Raw genomic sequence first — 24,600 nt, 5'->3', positions numbered from 1 at the left:
CCACAACCTTACTCGGCGGCTGCCGGCGTGTTCAGGTTCAGCTGGGTGCGCACCGGATCCTCGACCTGGTTTTTCTTCGGGTTATGGCGCGCGGTTTCCTGGCGGTCGAGGTATTCCGGGGTCACGTCGCCGGTCACGTACACGCCGTCGAAGCAGGACGCCTCGAAGTTCTTCAGCGCCGGATTGACGTCGGAGATCGCGCGCTTGAGCGCGTCGACATCCTGGTAGACCAGGCGGTCGGCGGTGATCTCGGCGCAGACTTCCTCGACGGTGCGGCCGTGGGCGATCAGCTCGTCGCGGGTCGGCATGTCGATGCCGTACACGTTCGGGTACAGCACCGGCGGCGCGGCCGAGGCGAAGAACACTTTTCGAGCGCCTGCATCGCGCGCCATCTGCACGATCTCGCGGCTGGTGGTGCCGCGCACGATCGAGTCGTCGACCAGCAGCACGTTCTTGTCCTTGAACTCGGAGGCGATCGCGTTGAGCTTCTGGCGCACCGATTTCTTGCGCATCCCTTGCCCAGGCATGATGAAGGTGCGGCCGATGTAGCGGTTCTTGATGAAGCCTTCGCGGTACTCGACGCCCAGTTTCAGGGCCAGCTGGATCGCTGCCGGACGGGAGGAGTCGGGGATCGGCATGACCACGTCGATCTCGTCGACCGGAATCTCCTGGCGGATCTTGTCGGCCAGGTATTCGCCCATGCGCAGGCGGGTCGCGTACACCGAAGCGCCGTCGATCACCGAGTCCGGACGGGCCAGGTAGACGTATTCGAAGGCGCAGGGGTTCAGCGACGGGTTCTCGGCGCACTGCTGCTCGTACATGTTGCCGTCGTTGTCGATGAAGATGGCCTCGCCCGGCGCGATGTCGCGCACGAAGCGGAAGCCCAGGCCTTCGAGCGCCACCGATTCGCTCGCCACCAGGTATTCGGTGCCATGCTCGCTCTCGTTCATGCCGAGGCACAGCGGACGGATGCCGAACGGATCGCGGAAGGCCAGCATGCCGTGGCCGGCGATCTGCGACACCACCGCATAGGCGCCGCGCACGCGGCGGTGCACCGCGGCGACTGCCTTGAACACGGCGTCTTTATCCAGGTTGTAGCCGTCGGCCGCTTCCTGGATCTCGTGGGCCAGCACGTTCAGCAGCACTTCCGAGTCGGAATCGGTGTTGATGTGGCGGCGGTCGTTACGGAACAGCTCTTCCTTGAGCGCGGCCTGGTTGGTCAGGTTGCCGTTGTGGGCCAGGGTAATGCCGAAGGGCGCGTTCACGTAAAACGGCTGGGCTTCTTCCTCGCTCGACGAGCCGGCGGTCGGGTAGCGGCAGTGGCCGATACCGGTATTGCCCTGCAGCGAACGCATGTTACGGGTGCGGAACACGTCGCGTACCAGGCCGTTGGCCTTGTACATCGAGAACATGCTGCTGTGATTGGTTGCAATGCCCGCCGCGTCCTGGCCGCGGTGCTGCAGGAGCAGCAATGCGTCATAGAGAAGCTGGTTAACGGGATTGTTCGAGACGACGCCGACGATGCCACACATGGTGCGCTCCTAAAACTGGACTGCCTGATTACAAAAATGAAACCGAATTCAGAACCTGATGTGCTGCCCGAGTGCGGCAGGGAGAAAGGGTTTGACGGTGCGCGCTCCGGTTTCCGCCATCGGCGAGAGCAGCGCGTTTCTCCAGAAATCCTGCTGCGGGATGGACGTCATCCCACACAATATGACGGCGGCCAGCACGATTACAATGCCGCGCGCCAATCCAAACAATCCGCCCAGCCCGCGGTCCGCGAGGCTCAGGCCGGTGGCCGTGATCAGCGCCCCGATCGCCAGCGACAACAGGCCCATCAGGATGCGCACGCCGAGGAAGAGCAGCACGAAGGCCATGATCAGGCGCGCGGTCTCGCCGGGCACCAATTGTGGCAGCATTGGCGCCAACTGGGCGCCGTAGGCGTTCGCCACCACGAAGGCCACGATCCAGCCCAGCAGCGACAGGATCTCCTTCACCAGCCCGCGCAGGGTGGAAATGACGACGGACGAACCCAGTACGAACAAGACGAGGTAATCGAAAATGGTCACGCCGCCAACACCCTGGTACGGTGCCGCATCAGAGCGGCACCATGCTGCCCGACAGGCCCATGCTGATCAGCTTGGAGCGGATCTTCTCGCCCTCTTCCCTGGTGTACGGACCCACGCGCACGCGGATCAGCTCACCGGACTTCTCGGTGAACGAGGAGACGCCGGCCGCACGCAGGCGGCCCTGCAGCTCGTCGACCTTCTGCTGGGTTGCCAGCGCAGCGACCTGCACCACGTATTTCTGCGACGGGCCGGCAGCTTTGACGGCCGGCTTGCCCTCGAGGATGGCGATGGCACGTGCGGCGTCATCCTGGGGCGGCTTCGTCTCCGGCGCCTTGACGGCGGGCTTGTCGACGGGCTTTTCCAACCTCTTCGGTTCGAGGTCGACGACCTTCGGGTGCAGTTCCGCTTCCGGCTTGCGCGTCGGCTCCTGCCTGGGTTCGACCTTCGGCGCGGCAGGCGCGGTGTCCAGGGTGCGCACTGCCGGCGGGTCGGCCGGAAGGGCCGCGACCTGGCCTGCCGGCTGCGCCACAGCCGGCATGGGGTCATCGGTCGGCTCGACGATTTCCTCGCCGCTGTCCACGGTGGCCGCGGCGGGCACCGGCAGCGGCGCGGCCTTGTCCTTGGACGGGATGTTGATGGCAATGTCGGCGCCGAGCGGCTTGGGCTCGGAATCGAGCAGCATCGGCAGGCCGACCGCGGCCGCCAGGGCCAGCGCGATGGCGCCTACCAGGCGGCGGCGCGCGCGTTTCTTCTCGGGCAGGATCGGATCGGCGCCGCCGCGTGCGCGTCCACGGGCGGCGCCTTCGCCGGCGTGGGAGGCGCGCTTGGTGCGGGCACGTTCGCCATAGGCGGCGTCGTCATCCTTGACGAAGTGGCCGCTGTCCTGGACAGTGTCTTGCTTGTTTTTGCTACCGAACGAGAACAAGCCCATGCGTATCTAGATGATCAGTGAAGAGAGTGTTTGCGGGCCGCCATCACGCCGGCGACCGTGTAGAACGAGCCAAAGACCACAATTCTATCATTCTCCCCTGCGCGGCTCACGGCGTTTGCATAGGCTTCGGCCGGGGTGGCAAATGGCGTGACCGAGAAATCGTCGGCTTTTGCGCCGGCTGGCTGCAATGCAGCGAGCTTTTCGGCCAATTGTTCGGGTTGCGCGGAGCGCGGCGACGGCAGCGCGGTGACGCACCAGTGGTCGACGATGCCCTTCAGGGGCGCGATCACGGCCTCGATATCCTTGTCTTCCATGATACCGAACACCGCATAAGTGTAGCGGTGGAAGCCCATGTTGCCGAGGTTGTGCGCGAGGGCCGCCGCGGCATGCGGGTTGTGGGCCACGTCCAGCACCTGGGTCGGCCGTCCGGGCAGCACCTGGAAGCGCCCCGGCAGCTCGACCATGGCCAGGCCGGCGCGCACTTCCTGCGCACCGCAGGGCAGTTGCATGCGCAACACCTCGAGCGCGGCCAGCGCGGCCGAGGCGTTGAGCAGCTGGTTGGCGCCGCGCAGCGCCGGATAGGCCAGCGCATTGCGGCGCTGTCCGCGGCCGGCGTAGCCCCACTGCTGCTGGTCGCCCTGGTAGTTGAAATCGCGACCCAGCAGCCACAGGTCGGCGCCGATGCTTTCCGCGTGGTCGATGAGCGCTTGGGGCGGCACCGGGTCGCTGCAGATCGCGGGCTTCCCCGGGCGGAAAATGCCGGCCTTTTCGAAGCCGATCTTTTCGCGGGTGTCGCCCAGGTAGTCGGTATGGTCGATGTCGACGCTGGTGACGATCGCGACGTCGGCGTCGACCACGTTGACCGCGTCGAGCCGTCCGCCCAGCCCGACTTCGAGGATCGCGACGTCGACGCCGGCCTGCGAAATCAGGTGCATGATCGCCAACGTGGTGAACTCGAAGTAGGTCAGCGACACGTCGCCGCGCACACTTTCCACCGCATCGAAGGCCTGGACCAGCGCCGCATCGGACGCCATCTCGCCGTTGATGCGGGCGCGCTCGTTAAAGTCGAGGAAGTGCGGCTTGATGTAGAGGCCGACGCGGTAGCCGGACTGCAGCAGCACGGCTTCGAGCATGGCGCAGGTCGAGCCCTTGCCGTTGGTGCCGGCCACCATGATCACCGGGCAGCTGAAGGCGAGCCCCATGCGTTCCTTGACGGCGCGCACGCGGTCCAGGCCCATGTCGATGTGGGTTTCGGCGTGGCGTGACTCGAGCAGCGCCAGCCAGTCGGGCAAGGTGGTCGGAAGAAGAGACATTGGATGGACTTCGGTGAATGCGCGCGGGGCGCTGGTGCGGACGCATGGGCCCGCACCAGGGTGAAGGTTAAGCTTTTGACTCAGGCCAGCGCGTCGGCGGCCTGGTTTTGCAGCAGCGCCAGCAGGCGGGCGATTTCTTCGCGCATCTTGCGGCGGTCGACGATCATGTCGACGGCGCCCTTCTGCACCAGGAACTCGGCCCGCTGGAAGCCTTCCGGCAGCTTTTCGCGCACGGTGTTCTCGATCACGCGCGGGCCGGCGAAACCGATCAGGGCTTTCGGCTCGGCGATGACGACGTCGCCCATGAAGGCGAACGAGGCCGAGACGCCGCCCATGGTCGGGTCGGTCAGCACGCTGATGAACGGCAGCTTTTTCTCGGACAGCTTGGTCAGCATGGCGGTGGTCTTGGCCATCTGCAGCAGCGACAGCAGGCCTTCCTGCATGCGGGCGCCGCCGGTGGCGGTGATGCAGATGAAGGGCAGCTTCTGCTCCAGCGCCACCTGGGCGCCGCGCACGAAGCGCTCGCCGACGACCGAACCCATCGAGCCGCCCATGAATTCGAATTCGAAGCAGGCGACCACGACCGGCAGGCTCATGATCGAGCCCCCCTGCACGATGAGCGCATCGGTTTCGCCGGTGGCGTCCATGGCCTGCTTGAGGCGGTCCGGATACTTCTTGCTGTCCTTGAACTTCAGGGTGTCGACCGGCAGGGCTTCCTGGCCGATGTCATAGCGGCCGCCTTCGTCGAGCAGCGCATCGAGGCGCTCGCGGGCGCGAATGCGCATGTGGTGGTCGCACTTGGGGCAGACGTGCTGGTTCGATTCGAGGTCGGCGCGGTACAGGACCGATTCGCACGACGGGCACTTGACCCACAGGCCCTCGGGCATGGTCTTGCTTTTGGCGGCATCGGAGCGCTGGATCCGTGGGGGCAGCAGTTTTTCTAGCCAACTCATCTTTTCTCCTTGCGGCAAGTCTTCGAAGTGGCGGTAGTGTAGCCGCAAGCGCCTCGCTTGTCGAATGATGTCGCCCTGCCAATTATCATCCTTTCAACTCTGGGGCAACTCTGGGGTCAGAGTCAAATTGTTGGGCAATTCCCCAGAATTTCCTGCAATTCGACTTTGACCCTATTTGCTGCGGAGCACGGGTACTACCCAGCAATTGGGGTCAGAGTCGAATTGTTTGACAACTTTTGACAATTGCTTGGCAATTCGACTCTGCCCCCCAATTTTCATGAGCCTTTAACTCTTGACGGCAGCGTCCGATATGTCAGCGACACTGTACTCGAGGCCGCCAACCCGGCGGGCTACGACGTTGTAAAGCCAGGCTACCAGGCCGGTGCAAAGGAAGGTAATGAGGCCGTATCCAAGTGGGGCAATTAGCAACATCAGGATGGCTACCCCAATGCCAATGCCAAGGCCGCCGCCGACGAAGCTGGCGGCTGTCACGAACAGCATGATAGGCAGTGACATGACTGTGTACAGCACAGCCAGGACTTTGGCCGACTGGCCTACTGAAACATTGGTAATCTGTATTTTCATCGCGGGATCCAAAGGATTGTTTATCGGAAATACCGAGTCCAATGTACTGCGATGGTCACCAGGGCAAAACGCGGCAGCGCAAACCGCGTCTTGCGTGAAGGCAATCTTTGTTCAGCTGTCGAGCGCGCTGCGGATACCGGAGGTGAAGCTGCGCACCGCCTCCACCGCCTGCTCCACCGGCACCGATTCGATCTCCTGGATGATGCGGCTGCCGATCACCACTGCATCCGCCACTTCCGCCACCGCCCGGGCCGTGGCGCCATCGCGGATGCCGAAGCCCACGCCGATCGGCAGCTTCACGTGCTCGCGGATCGCCGCCACGCGACGCGCCACATCCGCCGTGTCGATGCTGCCGGAGCCGGTCACGCCCTTGAGCGAGACGTAGTAGCTGAAGCCGCTGCCGTACTGCGCCACCTGCTGCACGCGTTGCGTGGTCGACGTCGGCGCCAGCAGGAAGATCAGGTCGAGGTCGTTGGCGCGCATGGCTTCGGCGAAGGCCGCGCACTCCTCCGGCGGATAGTCGACCACGATCGCGCCGTCGGCGCCCGCTTCCTTCGCGCAGCGAATGAAGTTGTCGGGGCCGATGCGTTCGATCGGGTTGGCGTAGCCCATCAGGACCACCGGCGTTGTGGTGTTGGTCTGGCGGAATTCACGGACGAACCCGAAGACATCCTTCAAGCCGATGTTGAATTTGAGCGCCCGTTCGCAGGCGCGCTGGATGACCGGGCCTTCGGCCATCGGGTCGGAAAACGGGACGCCCAGTTCCAGGACGTCGGCGCCGCCCTCCACCAGGGCGTGCATCAGGGGCACGGTCAGCTCGGGGCCGGGGTCGCCGGCGGTGATGAAGGTGACGAGGCCGGTCTTGTTGTGCGCCTTCAGGGACGCAAAGGTCGAAGCGATACGGGACATGCTGTTCTTTCTAGAAGAATTCACGGGATGATGGAAAGGACGGCTGCTCAGCCTTAGCTGAAATCCAGCCCCATCCTCTGCGCCACCGTGTGCATGTCCTTGTCACCGCGGCCCGACAGGTTGACCAGGATGAGCTGGTCCTTCGGCAGCGTGCCTGCCAGCTTCACCGCGTAGGCGATCGCGTGCGACGATTCGAGCGCCGGGATGATTCCTTCGATGCGGCAGCAGTCGTGGAAGGCCTGCAAGGCTTCGTCGTCCGTGATCGACACGTACTCGGCGCGCTTGATGTCCTTCAGCCACGCGTGCTCCGGCCCCACACCCGGGTAATCCAGGCCGGCCGACACCGAATGCGTCTCGATGATCTGCCCGTTCGCATCCTGCAGCAGGTAGGTGCGGTTGCCGTGCAGGACGCCCGGGATACCGGCGCTGAGCGATGCCGCATGCTTGCCGGTCTCGATGCCCTCCCCCGCCGGCTCGACGCCGACCAGCTTCACGCCCGGCTCGTCGATGTAAGGGTAGAAGATACCCATCGCGTTCGAACCGCCGCCGACGCAGGCCAGCACGTAGTCCGGCTGGCGGCCCGTCATGGCCGGCATCTGCACCCGGCATTCCTCGCCGATCACCGACTGGAAGTCGCGCACCATCATCGGATACGGATGCGGGCCCGCCACCGTGCCGATGATGTAGAAGGTGTTTTCAATGTTGGTGACCCAGTCGCGCATCGCTTCGTTGAGCGCGTCCTTCAGGGTCTTGCTGCCCGATTCCACCGGCACCACGGTCGCGCCCAGCAGCTTCATGCGGTAGACGTTCTGCGCCTGGCGCTTGACGTCTTCACTGCCCATGTAGACCACGCACTCCATGCCGAAACGCGCGCAGATGGTGGCGGTGGCCACGCCGTGCTGGCCGGCGCCGGTTTCGGCGATGATGCGCTTCTTGCCCATGCGGCGCGCCAGCAGGGCCTGGCCGATCACGTTGTTGATCTTGTGGGCGCCGGTGTGGTTCAGGTCTTCGCGCTTGAAGAAGATCTGGGCGCCGCCGGCCTGTTCCGACCAGCGCCTGGCGTGGTAGACCGGCGACGGGCGGCCGACGAAGTGCGCCAGCTCGTAGCGGAATTCTTCGAGGAATTCAGGGTCGTTGGAGTAGCGCGCGTAGGCTTCGTTCAGCTCGGCCAGGGCGTGCGACAGGGTCTCGGCGACGAAGCTGCCGCCGTAGGGGCCGAAGTGCCCGCTCTGGTCGGGCAGTTGGTATTCAAGGGTCTTGAACAGCGGAGTGCTTCCGCTAGGACGATCTTTCATGATGGTTCTCACTAGAAATGATGGCGTCGGCGGCCCGCACGGCGCCGACGAAGTCGGCGATCCTGCGGGCATCCTTGATGCCCTTCTGCGCTTCGACGCCACTGCTGACGTCGACCGCGAACGGGCGAACACGTACGATCGCGTCAGTCGCGTTTTGTACGTTCAAGCCACCACTCAAAACGACCCGAGGCGCGAGCTCTTTTGGGACTAGAGACCAATCGAAAACCTTTCCTGCGCCGCCGTAGGCGTCGACCCAGGTATCCAGCAACAGGCCGGAGAACCAGGGACTGGCAGCGCGGTATGCACGCTCATATTCTAGCAGCTCATTCGGGCTTGTGTCCGGCCGGACGCGGAAGGCACGCACAAAGGGGCGCGACACGGCCGCGGCCAGCCGCGCGCACTCGTCCATCGTTTCATCGCCATGGAACTGGATCAGCGACAGCGGCGCACGTTCGGCCACCGCCCTCACCTCGTCCACCGTCGCGTTGACGAACAGCGCCACCGCGCTCACATACGGCGGCAGCGCGGCGCACAGGCGTCCCGCCGCCTCTAGCGTGACGTAGCGCGGGCTTTTTGCATAGAACACGAAACCCAGCGCGTCGGCGCCGGATTGCACAGCAACGCGCAGGTCTTCCTCGCGCGTGATGCCGCAAATCTTGATACGGGTGCGTTGCATGACGATCCTTACAGCCAGGGTAAGGGCGATGCCGGCTCTTGCGGCAATCCCCACTTTGGATCGTAATCGATTTTGGCCAGGTACAGGCCGTCCGGCATGAAAGTCGGCGCCGCCACGTCGCGCGAGCGGCTCTCGAGCACCTCTTTCATCCAGCCCGGTTCGTTGCGCCCGATTCCCACGTAGATGAGCGAGCCGACGATGTTGCGCACCATGTGGTGCAGGAAAGCGCTGGCGCGCACCGTGAACACGATCACGTCGCCGTAGCGCCGGATGCTCACCTCGTGCATCAGCTTGACCGGGGTATTCGCCTGGCAACCCGAGGCGCGGAAGGCCGAGAAGTCGTGCTCGCCGAGCAGGTGCTGGCCGGCTTCCATCATGCGTTCCACATCCAGCGGACGGAAGGTCCACCCGGCCCGGCCGGCCAGCAGCGAGGACGGGTTCGCGTGGTTGTAGAGCACGTAGTGATAGGTGCGCGAGCGCGCCGAGAAGCGGGCATGGAATTCCTGACCTTCCGGGTCCGGCGCCACCTCGTGCGCCCAGCGCACCACGATCGACTCGGGCAGGAAGGCGTTGACGCCGCGCACCCAGCTCTGCACCGGGCGCGCGAGTTCGGTATCGAAGTGGACCACCTGCTCGATGCCGTGCACGCCGGCGTCGGTGCGGCCGGCGCAGGTGGTGCCAAGGGGCGTGCAGGCGAACTTCTCGAGCGCGATCTCGAGCTGGTCCTGGACGGTGTTACGCGACGGCTGCTTCTGGTAGCCGTTCCAGGCGGTGCCTACGTATTGGACACCCAGTACAACGCGCCTCACGCGAGCAGGGAGCGCATCGCGCTGGCCTTGCTCACCTGTTCGCTGCTGCCACCCTTGATGACTTCGTCGAGCAGCTCGCGTGCGCCTTCCTTGTCGCCGATTTCCTGGTAGGCGATCGCGAGGTCGAGCTTGGTTTCCATTTCCATGTGTTCCGGCGACAGCGCGGCCGGCTCGAGAGCCTCGCCAGGCACCGGCAGATCGGCATCGGCGCTTGCCGGCTGTTCGAAGGACGGCAGGTCGAGATCGATGTCGGCCAGGTCGAAGGACGGCTCCATCGGCGCACCCGGGGCCGGGGCAAAGGATGCGGTAGCGCCGTCCGGCGTGGTCGCCGCGATGTCGTCCAGTGCGAACGGGTCGTCGTCGGCGGCCGGCAGGTCGAAGGCCAGCGCGTCGTCCATTGGTGCCGGCGCGGCGGCGCCAGGCGCGGCGACGGCCGGCGCGTCAAATTCAAACGGCTCGACCGCCGGCTGGGCCAGGTGTGGCGCGGCAAGCGGCTCGACCGACTCGGCCGGGCTGCCGAAATCCATGGTATCGAGGTCGAACAGCGGATCGTCCGCGCCGAGCGCGCCAGCCGGAGCGCCGACGACGGCGGGCACTTCTTCGTGGAACGGGGTCGCCTCGGCCACGGCGGACGGCAGCGCCGGGGTGGCCGGCAGGCCGAAGTCCATGGTGTCGAGGTCGAACAGCGGATCGTGTTCGGCGCTGGAGGCGGCAAGTGCCGCCGGCGCGGCTGCGGCGGCCGCGGTGGCCAGCGCCGGCACCTCGTCTTCGGTCAGCGCGGGCAGCGGCGGCAGGTCGAATTCGGCAGCCAGGCCGGCCATGTCGTGGTCCACTGTTGCGGCGCTGGATTCGGCGCCTGCCTCGGTTTCCGGTTCGCCGAAACTCATGTCGAAAGCGAGGTCGAACGGCTCTTCGCTCGCGGATGCGGGCGCGGCCGTGAGGTCGGCCGGGGGCGAAGTGATGGAATCACTGAGCGGATCGAGTGCGAAGTCGAGGTCGGGCACGGCGGTTTCGTCGAGCACCGCGTCGTCGCCAGGGCCGGCCATGGCGATCGCTTCGCCGCTGGCGACTGGTTCGAAGCTCAGGCCGCCGAGGTCGAAATCGAGCGAGTGGTCGTCGGTGCGCCCTTCGGCAACCGGCACGGCCGTCGCATCCTGCTCGTCATGGTCCATGGCGGCGTAGGCGGCGCCGGCCACGGCGCCTGCGCCAAGCGCGGCAGCTTGCGCGCCTGCCGGGCTACCAGAGCGGAACGAGGCTTCGAGCTGCTGCGACAGCAGCGACTGCTGGTCGCGCTCCTGCTGGCTCGGGTTCGAGGCGAACGGCGCGGCGCCGGTGGCGCCGGCATACAGCGGATTGCCTGGGTCGATGCTGTGGCCGAGCGCGGCCGCGTGGGCCCATTCGTCACCATGCCCGCGCGTGAGGCCATACAGCTCGCCGGCCTGGGTTTCGAAGGCGCGCAGGTCCTTGCGGGCCGCGTAGATCTCGAGCAGCTTCAGGCGCACCGGATGGCGTTCCGGTTGAAGGCGCAGCGCTTCCTTCAGGATCTCTTCGGCCTGGGCATCGCGGCCGTAGGCGATGTAGACGTCGGCTTCCGCGACCGGATCGACTTCATTGGTGTCGAGCTGCGAGGCCGAAGGCGCAAAGCTGGAATTGAACACGCTGTTGCTGGTGTCGACGCTCTGGCCGCCCGCTTCCGCGAACAGCGCGTGCGCGCCCTGGGTCGGCACGCCCAGCACCGACGGTTCGACCACCAGGTCCTTGGCGCCCGCGCCCTTCTTCCTGCGGCGCTGCGAGATGCCGAGCGCGCCCAGCAGCAGGATGGCGGCGCCGGCGGCGACGTAGTTGATGTTGTCCATCAGCGTGTCGGCGAAGCTTTTCTCTTCCTGTTTGGCAGGCACCGGCCTGGCTTTCGCGGCAGGCTTGCTTGCCGGGCTTGCCGGCTGATTGGCGGGGACTTGGGCGGCCTTGCCTGCAAGGGCGCCGGCCGCGCTGCCTGCGGTCACGCCGGCGGCATTCTGCGCTTCGCTGCCGGAACGGCTCTTCACCGTCATCAGGTTCTCGAGCTCGTTGACGTTCTTTTCGAGTTCCCTCACTCTAGCCTGGGCCTGCTCCAGTTCGCGCTCGCGGGCGATGCTGTCTTCGGCGCTCGCCGTGGCCGCACCGCTTGCTCCCTGTGCGCCGGCGGCAGCGTGCGTGGCCTTCGACAGGCGCAGCTGGTCTTGCGATTCGTTGGCGGCGGTCGGGCGTTCCTCGACCTTGGCGGTGATCTTGCCGGCGGCGCTCTGGCCGGCCTGAGGGATGCGCTGAGGGGCGGCGTTGGCAACCTGGCCGGCCAGCTTGTTGCGGTAGGCGTTGAAATCGGCCGCGTGCGCGATCACGACGCCGCGCGCCTCGGCGTCGCCGCCGCCATTACCGCGCATGGCGCCGGAGTCGGGCACCGACAGGATCTGGCCCGACTTCAGGCGGTTCATGTTGTTGCCGATGAAAGCGTCGGGATTGGCGCGGTACAGCGCCACCAGCATCATGTCGAGCGAGATGTCGGCCGGTTTCAGCTTGGTCGCGATCTTGCCCAGGGTATCGCCCGGGCGCACGCGGTAGCTCGATGCGGCAGCACCCGCGCCTGCATCGGCCGCGGCGGCGCGTGGTGCCGGCGCCGGAGCTTCACGGCGCGGCTGCTCTTGCTGCGGCTGCTGCGCCACCGGCGCGGCCGCTTGCGCCGCCGCCGGGCGCGGCTGGGTCGCTGCCGGGCGGGTGTCGGCCGCCACCTGGGCCGGCTGCGTATTGCGCAGTTCGGCCGGGTCGAGCAGGAAGGTGTATTCGCGCACCAGGCGGCCGCTATTCCACGACAGCTCGAGCAACATATCCACGAAGGGCTCGTTCAGCGGCTGGGTCGAGCTCAGGCGGATGAACTGGCGCCCGCCGCGCTGCTCGACGTTGAAGCGCAGCGACAGCAGGGCCGGGTTGAATTCGATGTTGGCGGCGCGGAAGGCTTCCGGCGACGCCAGCTTCACTGCCAGGCTGGACGCATCCTCGCCGGCGGTCGTCGTCAGTTCGATCTCGGCGCGCAGGGGCTGGCCAAGTGCCGACAACACCGTCAGCTTCCCGAGGCCGGCAGCGTGAGCGGCAGGCGACAGGAACACGGCGCTGGCCACGGCCGCGGTGACTGTTTTCAGCGCAAATGCCATGAGCGGAGGACGGTGTGGAAAATGCATAATTGGCAGAGGACGTTATCCAGAAAGTTGGCCAGGGGAAAGACAATTCCCGGGAGTCTCAACATATCATCATGCTTTAGAGCATGCAAGCTTCCCGCGCACAAGGAAGGCGCAGCGACGGTGGATGTGTGGCCAGAATGACCGATGCGGAGTGAAATCGATAGCGTTTGATTACAAGCGCTTAGCAATTTTACAGGAGGTGTGGCAAGGGTGCCAACAGGGGATGGTGGGCGGACGCCAAGGCCGCCCGCCCACCTGCAATTACTTGTCGAGGACGATACGCAGCATGCGGCGCAGCGGCTCGGCCGCGCCCCACAGCAGCTGGTCGCCGACGGTGAAGGCCGACAGGTAATCATTACCCATCGACATCTTGCGCAGGCGGCCGACCGGGATGCCCAGCCCGCCGGTGACGGCGGCCGGCGACAGCTCGCGCATCGAGGCTTCGCGGGTGTTCGGCACCACCTTCACCCACTGGTTGTGCGAGGCGATGATGTCGTTGATCTCGTCCAGCGGCACATCCTTGGTGAGCTTGATGGTCAGCGCCTGCGAGTGGCAGCGCATGGCGCCGATGCGCACGCACAGGCCGTCCACCGGGATGGCCCTGGTACCAGCGAAACCTTCGCCACGACCCAGGATCTTGTTGGTCTCGGCGCCGGCCTTCCATTCTTCCTTCGACTGGCCGTTGCCCAGGTCCTTGTCGATCCACGGGATCAGGTTGCCGGCCAGCGGCACGCCGAACTGCCTGGTTTCCTCCGCGCTCAGGCCATGCTGGGTTGCCAGCACGGTGCGGTCGATCTCGAGGATGGCCGAAGCCGGGTCGTCCAGCAGCGGCTTGACGGCGCCGTTGATAGTGCCGAACTGGGTCAGGAGTTCGCGCATGTGCTGCGCGCCGCCGCCCGATGCCGCCTGGTAGGTCATGGACGTCATCCACTCGACCAGGCCCTGCTCGAACAGGCCGCCCAGGCCGATCAGCATGCACGACACGGTGCAGTTACCGCCGATGTAGTTCTTCACGCCGCGCGACATGGCGTTCTTGATGACGTCCTTGTTGACCGGGTCGAGCACGATGACGGCGTCGTCGTTCATGCGCAGGGTCGATGCGGCGTCGATCCAGTAGCCGTTCCAGCCGCTGGCGCGCAGCTTCGGGAACACCTCGGACGTGTAGTCGCCGCCCTGGCACGAGATGATGATCTCGCATTTCGACAATTCAAGGATGTCGCTCGCGCTTTTCAGGGTGGTTTCGTTCTTCGCCATCTTCGGCGCGGCGCCACCCGGGTTCGAGGTGGTGAAGAACACCGGCTCGATGTGGTCGAAATCGCCCTCTTCCTGCATGCGCTGCATCAGGACCGAGCCCACCATGCCGCGCCAGCCTACCAGGCCTACTAGTTTCATCATCTTCTCTCAGGTATAAAAATTTATTGAAGTGCGGAGACCACCGCGTTACCCATTTCTTCGGTACCCACCTTGCTGGTACCTGCTTCGAAAATGTCCGGAGTGCGCAGCCCCTTGGCCAGCACGCGCTTGACCGCGTTCTCGATGCGGTCGGCCTGCTCGGTACGGCCAAAGGTAAAGCGCAGCATCATCGCGGCGGACAAAATCGTGGCCAACGGATTCGCCACGCCCTTGCCGGCGATGTCCGGCGCCGAGCCGTGCGACGGCTCGTACAGGCCCTTGTTGTTGGCGTCGAGCGAGGCCGATGGCAGCATGCCGATCGAGCCGGTCAGCATGGCCGCGGCGTCCGACAGGATGTCGCCGAACATGTTGCCGGTGACGATGACGTCGAACTTCTTCGGCGCGCGCACCAGCTGCATGGCGGCGTTATCGACGTACATGTGCTCGAGCTCGACGTCCTGGTATTCCTTGTGCACCTCGGTGACGATGTCGCGCCAGAACTGGAAGGTTTCCAGCACATTGGCCTTGTCGACGCTGGTCACGCGGCGGTCGCGCTTGCGCGCGGCCTGGAAGGCCACGTGGGCGATGCGGCGGATTTCGCCTTCGGCATAGCGCATGGTATCGAAGCCCTCGCGCTGGCCGGCGAACGGGCCGTCCGGGCATTCGCGCACACCGCGCGGCTTGCCGAAATAGATGTCGCCGGTGAGCTCGCGGATGATCAGGATGTCCAGCCCCGACACCACTTCCGGCTTGAGCGTCGAGGCGCCGGCCAGTTCCGGGTACAGGATGGCCGGACGCAGGTTGGCGAACAGGCCCAGTTCCTTGCGCAGGCCGAGGATGGCCTGTTCGGGGCGCAGCGCGCGCTCTAGCGCGTCGTACTGGTAGTCGCCGACGGCGCCGAACAGCACCGCGTCGGCTTGCTTGGCCAGCTTCAGGGTGCCCTCGGGCAGCGGATGGCCGTGGACCGCGTAGCCGGCGCCGCCTACTTGCGCCGTTTCCATCTCGATCGGTTCGCCCAGCGCGTTCAGGACCTTGACCGCCTGGTCGATGATCTCCGGGCCGATGCCGTCACCCGGCAGGATTGCGATTTTCATGCGGTCTCTCTTTTAAATTTTCTAGATGGTATTCGCCAGCCACGGCTGGGCGGCCAGGTGGCGTTGTTCGAACGTGCGGATGTCGTCGGCGTGGCGCAGGGTCAGGCCGATGTCGTCCAGGCCATTGAGCAGGCAGTACTTGCGGAAGTCGTCGATGGCGAACGCATGCGAGATGCTGCCGTCCGCGCTGCCGATGCGCTGCTGCTCCAGGTCCACCACCAGCTTGAAGCCGGGGTTCGCCTCCACCGTCTTGAACAGGCCGTCCACCGCTTCTTCGTCCAGCACGATCGGCAGCAGGCCGCTCTTGTAGCAGTTGTTGAAGAAGATGTCGGCGAAGCTCGGCGCCACGATGGCGCGAAAGCCATACTGCTGCAGCGCCCAGGGCGCGTGCTCGCGCGAGGAGCCGCAGCCGAAGTTCTTGCGAGCCAGAAGAATCGAGGCGCCGGCGTAGCGCGGCTGGTTCAGCACGAAGTCCGGGTTCACGGGGCGGCCGCTGCAGTCCTGGCCCGGCTCGCCATGGTCCAGGTAGCGCCACTCGTCGAATAGATTCGGGCCGAAGCCGGTGCGGCGGATCGATTTCAGGAACTGTTTCGGAATGATGGCGTCGGTATCGACGTTGGCGCGATCCAGCGGCGCCACCACGCCTTCGTGTACGGTGAATTTATCCATGCTCGCTCCGGCTCCTTGTAAGGTATTTAACTATTATTTGCCGCCGGCGCCGGTAACGACCTGGCCGACCTTCTGCACGTCGCGGCCGATGCCGGAGATGGTGTTGCAGCCTGCCAGGGTGAGAGCGACGAGCGAGGTGACAACGACTTGAGCGATTACTTTTTTCATGATTTCCTGTTTCGGTGTTACGGGTTAAATCTGCATTAACGCATCAGAGTGCGCGTACGTCGACAAAGTGGCCGGCGATGCCCGCCGCCGCCGCCATGGCGGGCGACACCAGGTGGGTGCGGCCGCCCTGTCCCTGGCGTCCTTCGAAATTGCGGTTCGAGGTCGAGGCGCAGCGCTCACCCGGCTCGAGGCGGTCGGCGTTCATTGCCAGGCACATCGAGCAGCCCGGCTCGCGCCATTCGAAGCCGGCTTCCTTGAAGATGAGGTCGAGGCCTTCGCGCTCGGCCTGCTCCTTGACCAGGCCCGAGCCCGGCACCACCATCGCCAGCTTGACGTTGGCTGCGCGCTGGCGGCCGCGCACCACATCGGCGGCGGCGCGCAGGTCTTCGATGCGCGAGTTGGTGCAGGAGCCGATGAAGACCTTGTCGATCCGGATCTGGTCGATCGGGGTGTTGGGCGCCAGGTCCATGTAGGCCAGCGCCTTTTCGATGGCGCCGCGGCGCACCGCGTCGGTCTCGAGGCGAGGATCCGGCACGCGGCCGTCGACCGAGGTCACCATCTCGGGCGAGGTGCCCCAGGTGACCTGCGGGCGGATCTCGGATGCGTCCAATCTCACGACGGTGTCGAACTGCGCGCCGTCGTCGGTATGCAGGGTGCGCCAGTAGCCGACCGCCTGCTCCCATTGTTCGCCCCTGGGCGAGAACGGACGGCCCTTGACGTAATCGATGGTGGTGTCGTCCACCGCGACCATGCCGGCGCGTGCGCCCGCTTCGATCGCCATGTTACAGACCGTCATCCGGCCTTCCATCGACAGCGCGCGGATGGTCGAACCGCCGAATTCGATGGCGTAGCCGGTGCCGCCGGCGGTGCCGATTCTGCCGATCACGGCCAGCACGATGTCCTTGGCGGTCACGCCCGGCGGCAGGTCGCCGTCGACCTGCACCAGCATCGACTTCGATTTCTTGGCCAGCAGCGTCTGGGTGGCCAGCACGTGCTCGACTTCCGAGGTGCCGATGCCGTGCGCCAGGCAGCCGAATGCACCGTGGGTGGACGTGTGCGAATCGCCGCAGACCACGGTCATGCCGGGCAAGGTCGCGCCCTGCTCCGGGCCGATCACGTGCACGATGCCCTGGCGCTTGTCGTTCATGTCGAAGTAGGTCAGGCCGAAGCTTTTCGCGTTCGCGTCCAGCGTTTCGACCTGCAGGCGCGAGGTGGGGTCGGCGATGCCGTGGGCACGGTCGGTGGTCGGCACATTGTGGTCGGCCACCGCCAGGTTGGCGGAGGTGCGCCATAGTCCGCGGCCGGCTTCGCGCAGCGCCTCGAAGGCTTGCGGGCTGGTGACTTCGTGCACCAGGTGGCGGTCGATGTAGAGGACTGTGGTGCCATCGGCGTCGGCACGCACGACATGGGAATCCCACAGTTTGTCGTAGAGCGTTTTTTGCATGGTCTATCCGGTGAAGGCGCCCCCCAGGAATGGCTGACTGCGCAGGGACGGTTTTTGATTATGCCATAATTGTGCACTGCCGCACCAAGCCGGGGCAACGCATTTTTCTGCTAATCAATCGGAAAATGTGCAAATAATATTTGTATAGACAAGCTCAGATGCAAATAAAAAAAGCCTGAGCAGGCTTGCTCAGGCTTTTGTATGCGCTTTTGTCACAGAGCGGAAACAATCCCCGCTTTGCGCACTGCGGTAACTACTTATGCGGCCAAACGCACGTTGCTGCGGCACCCATCCATCAGGAAGGACAGCCCCACCACCAGCACCAGTTCACCCTCGGCCGAACGCGCGGTACCGGTGATGCCCTCGACCGACAGCGCGGTCATCGGCTTGATCACCAGATCGGCCGTGCCGTCCACCGCTTCCACCGCCAGGATATAGGGCTGGGGCGCGTTGATGACGATGCCGACGCGTTCCGAGCAGGCTTCGTAGCCCAGCGCCAGCGCCAGCGAGCGCACCGGCAGCGGGCGGCCCTGGTCTTTCAGCACCGGGGCGCCGCCCACGCACTGGAACTCTTCCGGCAGCTCGACCACGCGCTCGACGACGGCCATCGGCAGCGCCAGCGAGGCGCTGGAGGTCGACACCAGCATGGTCGGGACGATCGACAGTTCGATCGGCAGCCGGATGGCGAACTTGGTGCCGTGCCCTAACGAGGAGTCGATGCGGATCGCGCCGCGGTTCTTCTCGACCGCGGTCTTGACCACGTCCATGCCCACGCCGCGGCCCGAGACCGAGGAAGCCACTTCCTTGGTCGAGAAGCCCGGCAGGAACACCAGCTGGTAGGCGTCGTCGTCGTTCGGCGCGCCGTTCTCGCCGATCAGGCCCTTGTCGATCGCCTTGCGACGCAGCCGGACCGGATCCATGCCCTTGCCGTCGTCCTGCAGCACGATCATGACGCTGTTCGCTTCCTGCCAGGCTTTCAGCAAAATGAACGCCTTGGCCGGCTTGCCGGCGGCGACACGCTCTTCCGGCGACTCGACACCGTGGTCGAGCGCATTGCGCAGCATGTGCACCAGCGGGTCGTACAGGCTGTCCACCACGACGCGGTCGACTTCGGTCTCGGCGCCTTCGATGGTCAGCTCGACGTCCTTGCCGAGGTCCTTGGCCAGTTCGCGCACCAGGCGCGGGAATTTCTGGAACAGGCGGCCCACCGGCTGCATGCGGGTCGCCAGCGTGGCGCGCTGCAGTTCGGCCGAGTAGCGCGAGGCGCGCTCCAGGGTCTCAGTCAGCGTTGCCATCAGGGCTGCGGCCGGACCTTCGAACTTGAACTGCTGCAGGCGCTCGAGCAGCACGGCAGCCTGGTTGGCGGCCTGCACCGATTCGCCCGCCACTTCCAGCAGCGCGTCCAGCTTGACCGCATCGATACGGATGCTCTCGTCCTTGGCCGGAGCGGCGGCGGCGCGCGCATCGGCCACCTTGTCGTGCTGGCGGCGGTCGACGCCGTCCCAGCCAGATGGCTTCCCGGCCGGCACGGATTCGGCGGCCGCGGGTGCGGCGCTTGCAGCGGCAGGCGCAGAGACAGGCACAGCAGCCGCGATCGCAGCGCCGGCCGGCACCACGGCGTTGTACATGCCGACCCAGTCCAGACCATCGTTATCCGCGGCAGCCGGCACGGCAGCCGGGGCTGCGGAGACAACCGGGGCGGCTGCGACGGGTGCGGGGGCGGCGGCAGGCGCCGGCGCGGCAGCGGCAGCGCCCTTGCCTTCGATCGCGTCCGTCAGGATACGCTCGAGGGCTGCCGGCATCTGCGCCAGGCCTTCCGGCGGGGTACCGTTGTTCAGGTCATTGAGCTGGTCGGCCACGAAGCCCGAGGCTTCGAGCGCCGCTTCGATCGCCAGCGGGGTCACCGGCGCCTGTCCGGTGCGCAGGGCGTCGAACAGGTTCTCGGTCAGGTGGCAGGCCGCGACCAGCGCGGGCAGGCCCATGAAGCCGGCGCCGCCCTTGATCGTGTGGAAGGAGCGGAACACGGCATTGAGCGTTTCCTTGTTGTCCGGATCGCGTTCGAGGCGCAGTAAATGTTCTTCAACATTTACCGCAAGGTCCATCGCCTCGACGACGAAGTCCTTGAGCATATCGTCCATTAGAACCCCAGATCGGCCAGAAGATCGTCAACGTTGTCCTGGTTCAGCGCCGAATCCGGCACCGACGGGCCCGACATCAGCGGCGCAGGCGGCGGCGGAACTTCCTTCTTCGCCAGCTTTTCCTTCAGGTCGGCCGGCGCGTGGTCGCGCAGCAGCTGCGCCAGTTCCGACTCCACCGTCTGGGTGATCTTGACCACCTTCTTGATCAGCTGGCCGGTAATGTCCTGGAAGTCCTGCGCCATCATGATCTCGAGCAGGCGCGCCTTTTCGGCTTCGGTCGCTTCGTTCACGCTTGCCGCGAACTGGCGCGAGTCGCCGGCGAGGGCCTTGAACTCGTCCAGGCTCAGCTTGCCCGAGAACAGATCGGCCCAGCGGTTTTCCATGTCCTTGGCCTGCTTCGACAGCAGGTCCTGGGCCGGCATGCCGTCGTCCAGGGTGTTCAGCACCTTGTTGGCGGCCTGTTCGGTCAGCGTGGCGACGTATTCCAGGCGGTCCTGGGCGTCGACGATGGCCGAGGAAGCCTCGGTCAGCGCCTTGTCGTAGCCGAGCTCGCGCAGCGAATCGTGCAGCAGGCGCACGATGCCGCCGAGGCGTTCGAACATGCCGTGCTCGCCCTCGGCGCCACCCGAAACAGCCGGAGCCGAGGCCGCGACCGGAGCGGCCACGGCGGCCGATTCGGCCACTGCCGGCGCGCTCGACGCGGCGACCTGGTCGAACAGGGACTCGAGGTCGTCCTCGTCCGCGGCAGCGGCCGGCGCGGGCGCGGCCGCCGGTGCCGGGGCGGCAGCGGGGGCGCTGGCGCGCTGTGCAGCCACTTCCTCGAATAATGCGTCGAAATCGTCAGCGGCGTCAGTCATAATCCCTGCTTCTCCATGGTGTATAAGTTCGCAATACGCGTTGCGTCAGTGTATTTAATGCGGCCATCGGGGATGGTCCAAATCTGCATGGGAGTGTAGCAGCGTGGTTGCCGTAGGTAAATCTCGGCGACGGACACGCAACGAAATGGACAGTTAAACTTAATTCCGCGACAATCAAATGACGTGGTTCCTGACTGTTTACACAAGAGAGGTGTTGTTTTTCGTAACGCGACGGCCTTGCTCGGCACGACGTTGTTGTTTTCCCGAAATAAACGGGCAAAGATTGATCGAGCTCAACAGTTTGCGTTCTTGCAATCGCCGCCGCGCCTGCTACACCGCAGAATGGCGTGGCCATTGGAGGAGTCATCATGTACCGCAAAATCCTGATCACCACCGACGGCTCGGCCGTGTCGCAGCATACGGCCTGCGCCGGCGTCAAGTTTGCGCAACAGATGGGCGCCGAGGTGCTGGCGCTGTTCGTCGCGCCCGACTATCAGTATCCGGTCTACGTGGAAATCATTCCGCCGTCCTACCCGAGCGAAGAAGAATACATGGCGCAGATGCGCCGCCTGGGCGAAGAGTACATGGGGAAAATCATGCACTCCTGCGCCGGCGCCGGCCTGAAGCACGCCTGCACGACCGCGTTTGCCGACAACGCGGCCCTGAAGATCGTCGACGTCGCCGAGCACGAAGGCTGCGACCTGATCTTCATGGGATCGCACGGCCGCAGCGGCTGGGGCCAGCTGCTGCTGGGCAGCGTCACCAACAAGGTGCTGTCGCACACGACCAAGCCGGTGCTGGTGCACCGCCTGATCAGCGAACCGGCGCCCGCATGACGAAAGCACGACAAATGACCGTGCGATCCTGTGCTAGCCTGCCCTGGTCACCGTCGCTTTCACCCTGAAGGATGTCTCTATGATTCGCATCGTAATAGCCGACGACCATACGATCATGCGCGAAGGACTCAAGCGTATTCTCGATGGTGCGCCGGATATCGAGATCGCCGGCGAAGCCACCAATGGCTTCGAAGTGCTGGCCCATGTGCGCCAGGGCGGTTTCGACCTGCTGCTGCTCGACCTGTCGATGCCGGGCCGCAGCGGCGTCGACCTGATCCGCCAGGTACGCAGCGAAGCGCCCAAGCTGTCGATCCTGATCCTGACCATGCACGAGGAAGAACAGTACGCGGTGCGGGCGATCCGCGCCGGCGCCCAGGGTTACCTCACCAAAGAGAGCGCGGGCACCCAGCTGGTCGGCGCAATCCGCAAGGTCGCGTCGGGCCGTCCTTATATCAGTACCGAAGTGGCCGAGCAGCTGGCGCTGAACATCATGGCGCCGAACGAACAACTGTTGCATAAACAGCTATCCGACCGCGAATTCGAGGTATTTTCGCACCTCGTCGGCGGGAAATCGATCACCGAGATCGCCAACAGCCTGCACCTGTCGGTCAAGACCGTCAGTACCCACAAGACCCGCATCATGCAAAAGATGGGCATGGCCTCGCTGTCCGAAATGGTCCAGTACGCCGTGGCGCACCGCTTGTTGTCGCCGATGAAAGCCTAGGACTAAGGCGTTTTAGACACACTATTAGTGATTTTGTGCCGCTGTTTGCCCCCTCCTGGGGGACGCTTTCGCTGTCCCCGCCCTGCCTCTTCCCACCACCGCCGGCCTGCCCTCTCTCTCTCTAATCGATGCTTGAGGGTCAGAATATTCCTACAAAGGCGTCATCCTTCCTACCTACATATTCAGCCATCGCTGATATCCGTACCGAACTCGTGTTGGCATACTGAATTCAGCGTTTCGACTTGCTTGCGATCCAAGTCCCAGCGTGAGCCAGCCTGCGGCGCGATGCGTCCCACGGCGCCGGTTTCGAGCTCCGCCAATGTGGTCGCCGCCTGAAACCCTGAGTTTTTTACCTGGAGATGAGCATGCAGTCCCAGCCAACGTCAGAACAACGCAACGTCACTCAGCCGACCCTGCATACCCCCATGGAAGCTGGCCGCCAGCGTCAGGGACGTCTCTGGTCCAATCTCAAGGAAGTCTGCGACCTGCTCCGCATCCCGGCCAGCGTCTCGGTGACTTCCGAAGAATTACTGTTCCAGCATGTCCAGTTCAAGACCGGCCAGCGTGTCCACACCATCGGCCAGGCCTTCGACACCCTGTACATCGTCAACTCCGGCTTCCTCAAGACCGTACTCATTGACGAGTTCGGCAACGAGCAGGTGCTGAGCTTCCCAATGAAGGGCGACATGCTGGGCGTGGACGGCATCCACACCCGCCACTACGCCTCCGAGGCCGTGGCCCTGTCCGACTGCGACCTGATCCTGCTGCCCTTCAAGAAGCTCACCGCCCTCGGCCGCGTCCACGCAGAGCTCGAGAACATGATGTACGGCGTCATGAGCCGCGAACTGGTGCGCGAGCAGACCATGATCGGCATGCTCGGCGCCCTCTCCGCCGAAGCCAGGGTGGCCCGCTTCCTGGTTTCGCTGGCCGACCGCTTCGCCGCCATGGGTTACTCGAGCAAGCTGTTCAACCTGCGCATGACCCGCCACGAGATCGGCAGCTACCTCGGCCTGACGCTGGAAACGGTCAGCCGCACCCTGTCGGCCTTTAATGAAATCGGCCTGATCACCGTCGACCAGCGCACCATCGGCATCAAGGATGCCGAAGCGCTCAAGACCCTGCGCCGCCTGCCGCCCTCGCGCTCGCGTACCAAGGGTGCGGCCAAGCAGAAGGCCGAGAGCGAACAGCCGGGTGACGATCAGGTCTTGGCAACTGCCTGATTCGACTATCTGGATATATGTAGGGTGGGCGGGTCTCCCGCCCACGCGTTCAAGCAGTGCATGAGTAGCAAAAGGATTTGCCTCTGAGCTGAGAGGGTTTGAACGCGTGGGCGGCAAAGCCGCCCACGCTACGTGTAGATAACGCGTGCCTTACTGGTCGCGCGACAACACGCCCTTGTTCACCCGCACCCGATCGCCCTGGCGGAAACCCGGATCGTTCTCGTACTGCAGCGTCTGGGTCGCGCCGCTATTGGTATAGCGCACCAGCACTTCATAGCGCTGCTCGCGGTTCATATTGCGCTGGACGTTGCGTCCGGCCACGCCGCCGGCCACGGCCCCGGCCACCGTCGCGGCGGTGCGGCCGCTGCCGCTGCCGACCTGGCTGCCGAGCAGGCCGCCGATGACGGCGCCGCCCGCCGTGCCCAGGTAGTTGCCATTACCCGACACTTCGATCACATTGACCGCCTCGACGGTCGCGCAGTTGGTGCAGTAACGCGCCTGGCGCGGCTCGCTCACGCGCGCGCCAGCCAGCAGCGGCCGGCCCAGCACCGAGGTGGTGTAGCGGCCATTGGCGCGAATGGTGGCGGTCACGCGGCTGTCCGGGGCAATCCGGTCCGCGTTGCGGATCCTGTAGACGGCGTCGTATTCGCCCGGCCGCACTTCCGGCAGGAAGAACACGCCGCGCGCCCCCGTGAGGGCCACTTCCACCCGGCCGCCCGGGGTGCCGAAGACGGTGAAGCGCAGCTCGTTGCCCGGGCTCAGGTCGGGGCTGCCCTGCACCTCGAAGCGCTGGATCGCCGGCGCCGCCGCCAGTTCGCCGCGGCGCTGGCCGCGCGGCGCGTTCGGCTGCAACAGGGATTCGCTCAGCAGGCTAGTCGCGACCTGGTTGCCCAGGCGCAGGTTGGCAGTCACGCCGCTTTCCGGACGGATGCGGTCGTGGGTGCCGATGGTGTAGGTGCCGCTGTACTGGCCGGGCTCGACTTCGGTCAGGTTCACGTTACGGGTGGCGCCGTCGATGCGCAGGGTTCCGGTGCCGCCCGGGCTGCCGTACAGGTCGAAATGCAGCTCCACGCCCGGCGTCAGGCGGCGTACCTCTTCCACATTGAATCCGTTGATCACCGGCCCGTAGGCGCGGTTGTTCTGGTATTGCTGGGCCTGGGCGGTGATGCTGCCCGTCAGGACTGGTCCCAGCATGATCGCGGCCGTGAATGCCGCCTGCATCAGCTTGCTGAAATACATGGTTTCTCCCCCCTTTTCGTTGGCGATACTGAATCACCTCTTTAGCTGAGAAGAATTTACTCTGCAG

22 protein-coding genes are annotated in these 24,600 nt (G+C 65.2%); 3 read left to right on the top strand and 19 right to left on the bottom strand.

From position 1 onward, the window contains the following. Positions 1 to 8: 8 nt before the first annotated feature. The 18 genes from purF to AC56LU_RS09155 all read right to left on the bottom strand — a co-directional run bounded on the left by purF (position 9) and on the right by AC56LU_RS09155 (position 20,514). Positions 9 to 1,532 carry an amidophosphoribosyltransferase gene (gene purF, locus AC56LU_RS09240; RefSeq protein ID WP_497175295.1) on the bottom strand — a complete coding sequence of 508 codons (1,524 nt, stop codon included), beginning with the start codon at positions 1,530 to 1,532 and terminating at the stop codon, positions 9 to 11. 48 nt (positions 1,533 to 1,580) lie between these two features. Next, positions 1,581 to 2,069 (bottom strand): CvpA family protein, encoded by a 489-nt coding sequence (locus tag AC56LU_RS09235; RefSeq protein WP_497175294.1) that lies wholly within the window; start codon positions 2,067 to 2,069, stop codon positions 1,581 to 1,583. A gap of 28 nt (positions 2,070 to 2,097) precedes the next feature. Beyond that, positions 2,098 to 3,000, bottom strand: a complete 903-nt coding sequence (locus AC56LU_RS09230) for an SPOR domain-containing protein (RefSeq protein ID WP_497175293.1) — start codon at positions 2,998 to 3,000, stop codon at positions 2,098 to 2,100. Between the two features lie 14 nt (positions 3,001 to 3,014). Further along, positions 3,015 to 4,313, bottom strand: coding sequence for a bifunctional tetrahydrofolate synthase/dihydrofolate synthase (gene folC / locus AC56LU_RS09225; RefSeq protein WP_497175292.1), 1,299 nt, complete (start codon positions 4,311 to 4,313; stop codon positions 3,015 to 3,017). A gap of 80 nt (positions 4,314 to 4,393) precedes the next feature. Then, complete coding sequence (gene accD / locus AC56LU_RS09220; RefSeq protein WP_497175291.1) at positions 4,394 to 5,266, bottom strand: acetyl-CoA carboxylase, carboxyltransferase subunit beta; 873 nt, start codon at positions 5,264 to 5,266, stop codon at positions 4,394 to 4,396. Between the two features lie 285 nt (positions 5,267 to 5,551). Then, positions 5,552 to 5,851, bottom strand: coding sequence for a hypothetical protein (locus tag AC56LU_RS09215; protein ID WP_497175290.1), 300 nt, complete (start codon positions 5,849 to 5,851; stop codon positions 5,552 to 5,554). Positions 5,852 to 5,962: 111 nt separating this feature from the next. After that, positions 5,963 to 6,760: a tryptophan synthase subunit alpha gene (gene trpA / locus AC56LU_RS09210; protein WP_497175289.1), complete on the bottom strand. Its 798-nt coding sequence runs from the start codon at positions 6,758 to 6,760 to the stop codon at positions 5,963 to 5,965. A gap of 53 nt (positions 6,761 to 6,813) precedes the next feature. Then, on the bottom strand, positions 6,814 to 8,055 hold the full coding sequence (gene trpB / locus AC56LU_RS09205; protein ID WP_497175288.1) for a tryptophan synthase subunit beta: 1,242 nt from the start codon (positions 8,053 to 8,055) through the stop codon (positions 6,814 to 6,816). Next, positions 8,039 to 8,731, bottom strand: coding sequence for a phosphoribosylanthranilate isomerase (locus tag AC56LU_RS09200; protein WP_497175287.1), 693 nt, complete (start codon positions 8,729 to 8,731; stop codon positions 8,039 to 8,041). The genes trpB and AC56LU_RS09200 overlap by 17 nt, the downstream gene beginning before the upstream one ends. A gap of 8 nt (positions 8,732 to 8,739) precedes the next feature. Further along, positions 8,740 to 9,540 (bottom strand): tRNA pseudouridine(38-40) synthase TruA, encoded by an 801-nt coding sequence (gene truA / locus AC56LU_RS09195; RefSeq protein ID WP_497175286.1) that lies wholly within the window; start codon positions 9,538 to 9,540, stop codon positions 8,740 to 8,742. Continuing rightward, positions 9,537 to 12,725 (bottom strand): motility hub landmark protein FimV, encoded by a 3,189-nt coding sequence (locus tag AC56LU_RS09190; protein WP_497175285.1) that lies wholly within the window; start codon positions 12,723 to 12,725, stop codon positions 9,537 to 9,539. The genes truA and AC56LU_RS09190 overlap by 4 nt, the downstream gene beginning before the upstream one ends. Before the next feature lie 288 nt (positions 12,726 to 13,013). After that, positions 13,014 to 14,144 carry an aspartate-semialdehyde dehydrogenase gene (asd, locus tag AC56LU_RS09185; protein WP_497175443.1) on the bottom strand — a complete coding sequence of 377 codons (1,131 nt, stop codon included), beginning with the start codon at positions 14,142 to 14,144 and terminating at the stop codon, positions 13,014 to 13,016. 23 nt (positions 14,145 to 14,167) lie between these two features. Continuing rightward, the gene (gene leuB, locus AC56LU_RS09180; protein ID WP_497175284.1) at positions 14,168 to 15,238 is read right to left on the bottom strand and encodes a 3-isopropylmalate dehydrogenase; all 1,071 of its coding nucleotides are present in this window, start codon (positions 15,236 to 15,238) and stop codon (positions 14,168 to 14,170) included. Between the two features lie 21 nt (positions 15,239 to 15,259). Further along, on the bottom strand, positions 15,260 to 15,907 hold the full coding sequence (gene leuD / locus AC56LU_RS09175) for a 3-isopropylmalate dehydratase small subunit (RefSeq protein WP_497175283.1): 648 nt from the start codon (positions 15,905 to 15,907) through the stop codon (positions 15,260 to 15,262). 33 nt (positions 15,908 to 15,940) lie between these two features. Continuing rightward, entirely contained in the window at positions 15,941 to 16,075 is a 135-nt protein-coding gene (locus AC56LU_RS09170; protein ID WP_497175282.1) for a hypothetical protein, read from the bottom strand. 43 nt (positions 16,076 to 16,118) lie between these two features. Further along, complete coding sequence (gene leuC / locus AC56LU_RS09165; RefSeq protein WP_497175281.1) at positions 16,119 to 17,519, bottom strand: 3-isopropylmalate dehydratase large subunit; 1,401 nt, start codon at positions 17,517 to 17,519, stop codon at positions 16,119 to 16,121. Positions 17,520 to 17,776: 257 nt separating this feature from the next. Then, positions 17,777 to 19,657 carry a chemotaxis protein CheA gene (locus AC56LU_RS09160; RefSeq protein ID WP_497175280.1) on the bottom strand — a complete coding sequence of 627 codons (1,881 nt, stop codon included), beginning with the start codon at positions 19,655 to 19,657 and terminating at the stop codon, positions 17,777 to 17,779. After that, positions 19,657 to 20,514 (bottom strand): protein phosphatase CheZ, encoded by an 858-nt coding sequence (locus tag AC56LU_RS09155; protein WP_497175279.1) that lies wholly within the window; start codon positions 20,512 to 20,514, stop codon positions 19,657 to 19,659. The genes AC56LU_RS09160 and AC56LU_RS09155 overlap by 1 nt, the downstream gene beginning before the upstream one ends. A gap of 368 nt (positions 20,515 to 20,882) precedes the next feature. Between AC56LU_RS09155 and AC56LU_RS09150 the strand changes: the two genes are divergently transcribed. From AC56LU_RS09150 to AC56LU_RS09140, 3 genes are all read left to right on the top strand, one after another. Continuing rightward, positions 20,883 to 21,350, top strand: coding sequence for a universal stress protein (locus tag AC56LU_RS09150; protein WP_497175278.1), 468 nt, complete (start codon positions 20,883 to 20,885; stop codon positions 21,348 to 21,350). A 79-nt stretch (positions 21,351 to 21,429) separates the two neighbouring features. Further along, complete coding sequence (locus AC56LU_RS09145) at positions 21,430 to 22,074, top strand: response regulator (protein ID WP_497175277.1); 645 nt, start codon at positions 21,430 to 21,432, stop codon at positions 22,072 to 22,074. A gap of 425 nt (positions 22,075 to 22,499) precedes the next feature. Next, positions 22,500 to 23,294: a Crp/Fnr family transcriptional regulator gene (locus AC56LU_RS09140; protein ID WP_231057377.1), complete on the top strand. Its 795-nt coding sequence runs from the start codon at positions 22,500 to 22,502 to the stop codon at positions 23,292 to 23,294. 150 nt (positions 23,295 to 23,444) lie between these two features. Here the strand turns inward: AC56LU_RS09140 and AC56LU_RS09135 are convergent, their stop codons facing one another. After that, complete coding sequence (locus AC56LU_RS09135) at positions 23,445 to 24,533, bottom strand: outer membrane lipoprotein (protein WP_497175276.1); 1,089 nt, start codon at positions 24,531 to 24,533, stop codon at positions 23,445 to 23,447. Positions 24,534 to 24,600: the final 67 nt, after the last annotated feature.

It is taken from the genome of Telluria sp. PB2R4 (assembly GCF_059685695.1).
Note: the sequence above shows the minus strand (reverse complement) of the source record. Positions and strands in the feature narration are given on the sequence as shown.

Bases quoted from the DNA above. Each gene is read 5' to 3' on its own strand.
- purF (WP_497175295.1), bottom strand. From the start codon at position 1,532: ATGTGTGGCATCGTCGGCGTCGTCTCGAACAATCCCGTTAACCAGCTT.
- AC56LU_RS09230 (WP_497175293.1), bottom strand. From the start codon at position 3,000: ATGGGCTTGTTCTCGTTCGGTAGCAAAAACAAGCAAGACACTGTCCAG.
- folC (WP_497175292.1), bottom strand. From the start codon at position 4,313: ATGTCTCTTCTTCCGACCACCTTGCCCGACTGGCTGGCGCTGCTCGAG.
- accD (WP_497175291.1), bottom strand. From the start codon at position 5,266: ATGAGTTGGCTAGAAAAACTGCTGCCCCCACGGATCCAGCGCTCCGAT.
- AC56LU_RS09215 (WP_497175290.1), bottom strand. From the start codon at position 5,851: ATGAAAATACAGATTACCAATGTTTCAGTAGGCCAGTCGGCCAAAGTC.
- trpA (WP_497175289.1), bottom strand. From the start codon at position 6,760: ATGTCCCGTATCGCTTCGACCTTTGCGTCCCTGAAGGCGCACAACAAG.
- trpB (WP_497175288.1), bottom strand. From the start codon at position 8,055: ATGAAAGATCGTCCTAGCGGAAGCACTCCGCTGTTCAAGACCCTTGAA.
- AC56LU_RS09200 (WP_497175287.1), bottom strand. From the start codon at position 8,731: ATGCAACGCACCCGTATCAAGATTTGCGGCATCACGCGCGAGGAAGAC.
- AC56LU_RS09190 (WP_497175285.1), bottom strand. From the start codon at position 12,725: ATGGCATTTGCGCTGAAAACAGTCACCGCGGCCGTGGCCAGCGCCGTG.
- asd (WP_497175443.1), bottom strand. From the start codon at position 14,144: ATGAAACTAGTAGGCCTGGTAGGCTGGCGCGGCATGGTGGGCTCGGTC.
- leuB (WP_497175284.1), bottom strand. From the start codon at position 15,238: ATGAAAATCGCAATCCTGCCGGGTGACGGCATCGGCCCGGAGATCATC.
- leuD (WP_497175283.1), bottom strand. From the start codon at position 15,907: ATGGATAAATTCACCGTACACGAAGGCGTGGTGGCGCCGCTGGATCGC.
- AC56LU_RS09170 (WP_497175282.1), bottom strand. From the start codon at position 16,075: ATGAAAAAAGTAATCGCTCAAGTCGTTGTCACCTCGCTCGTCGCTCTC.
- leuC (WP_497175281.1), bottom strand. From the start codon at position 17,519: ATGCAAAAAACGCTCTACGACAAACTGTGGGATTCCCATGTCGTGCGT.
- AC56LU_RS09160 (WP_497175280.1), bottom strand. From the start codon at position 19,657: ATGGACGATATGCTCAAGGACTTCGTCGTCGAGGCGATGGACCTTGCG.
- AC56LU_RS09155 (WP_497175279.1), bottom strand. From the start codon at position 20,514: ATGACTGACGCCGCTGACGATTTCGACGCATTATTCGAGGAAGTGGCT.
- AC56LU_RS09150 (WP_497175278.1), top strand. From the start codon at position 20,883: ATGTACCGCAAAATCCTGATCACCACCGACGGCTCGGCCGTGTCGCAG.
- AC56LU_RS09145 (WP_497175277.1), top strand. From the start codon at position 21,430: ATGATTCGCATCGTAATAGCCGACGACCATACGATCATGCGCGAAGGA.
- AC56LU_RS09140 (WP_231057377.1), top strand. From the start codon at position 22,500: ATGGAAGCTGGCCGCCAGCGTCAGGGACGTCTCTGGTCCAATCTCAAG.
- AC56LU_RS09135 (WP_497175276.1), bottom strand. From the start codon at position 24,533: ATGTATTTCAGCAAGCTGATGCAGGCGGCATTCACGGCCGCGATCATG.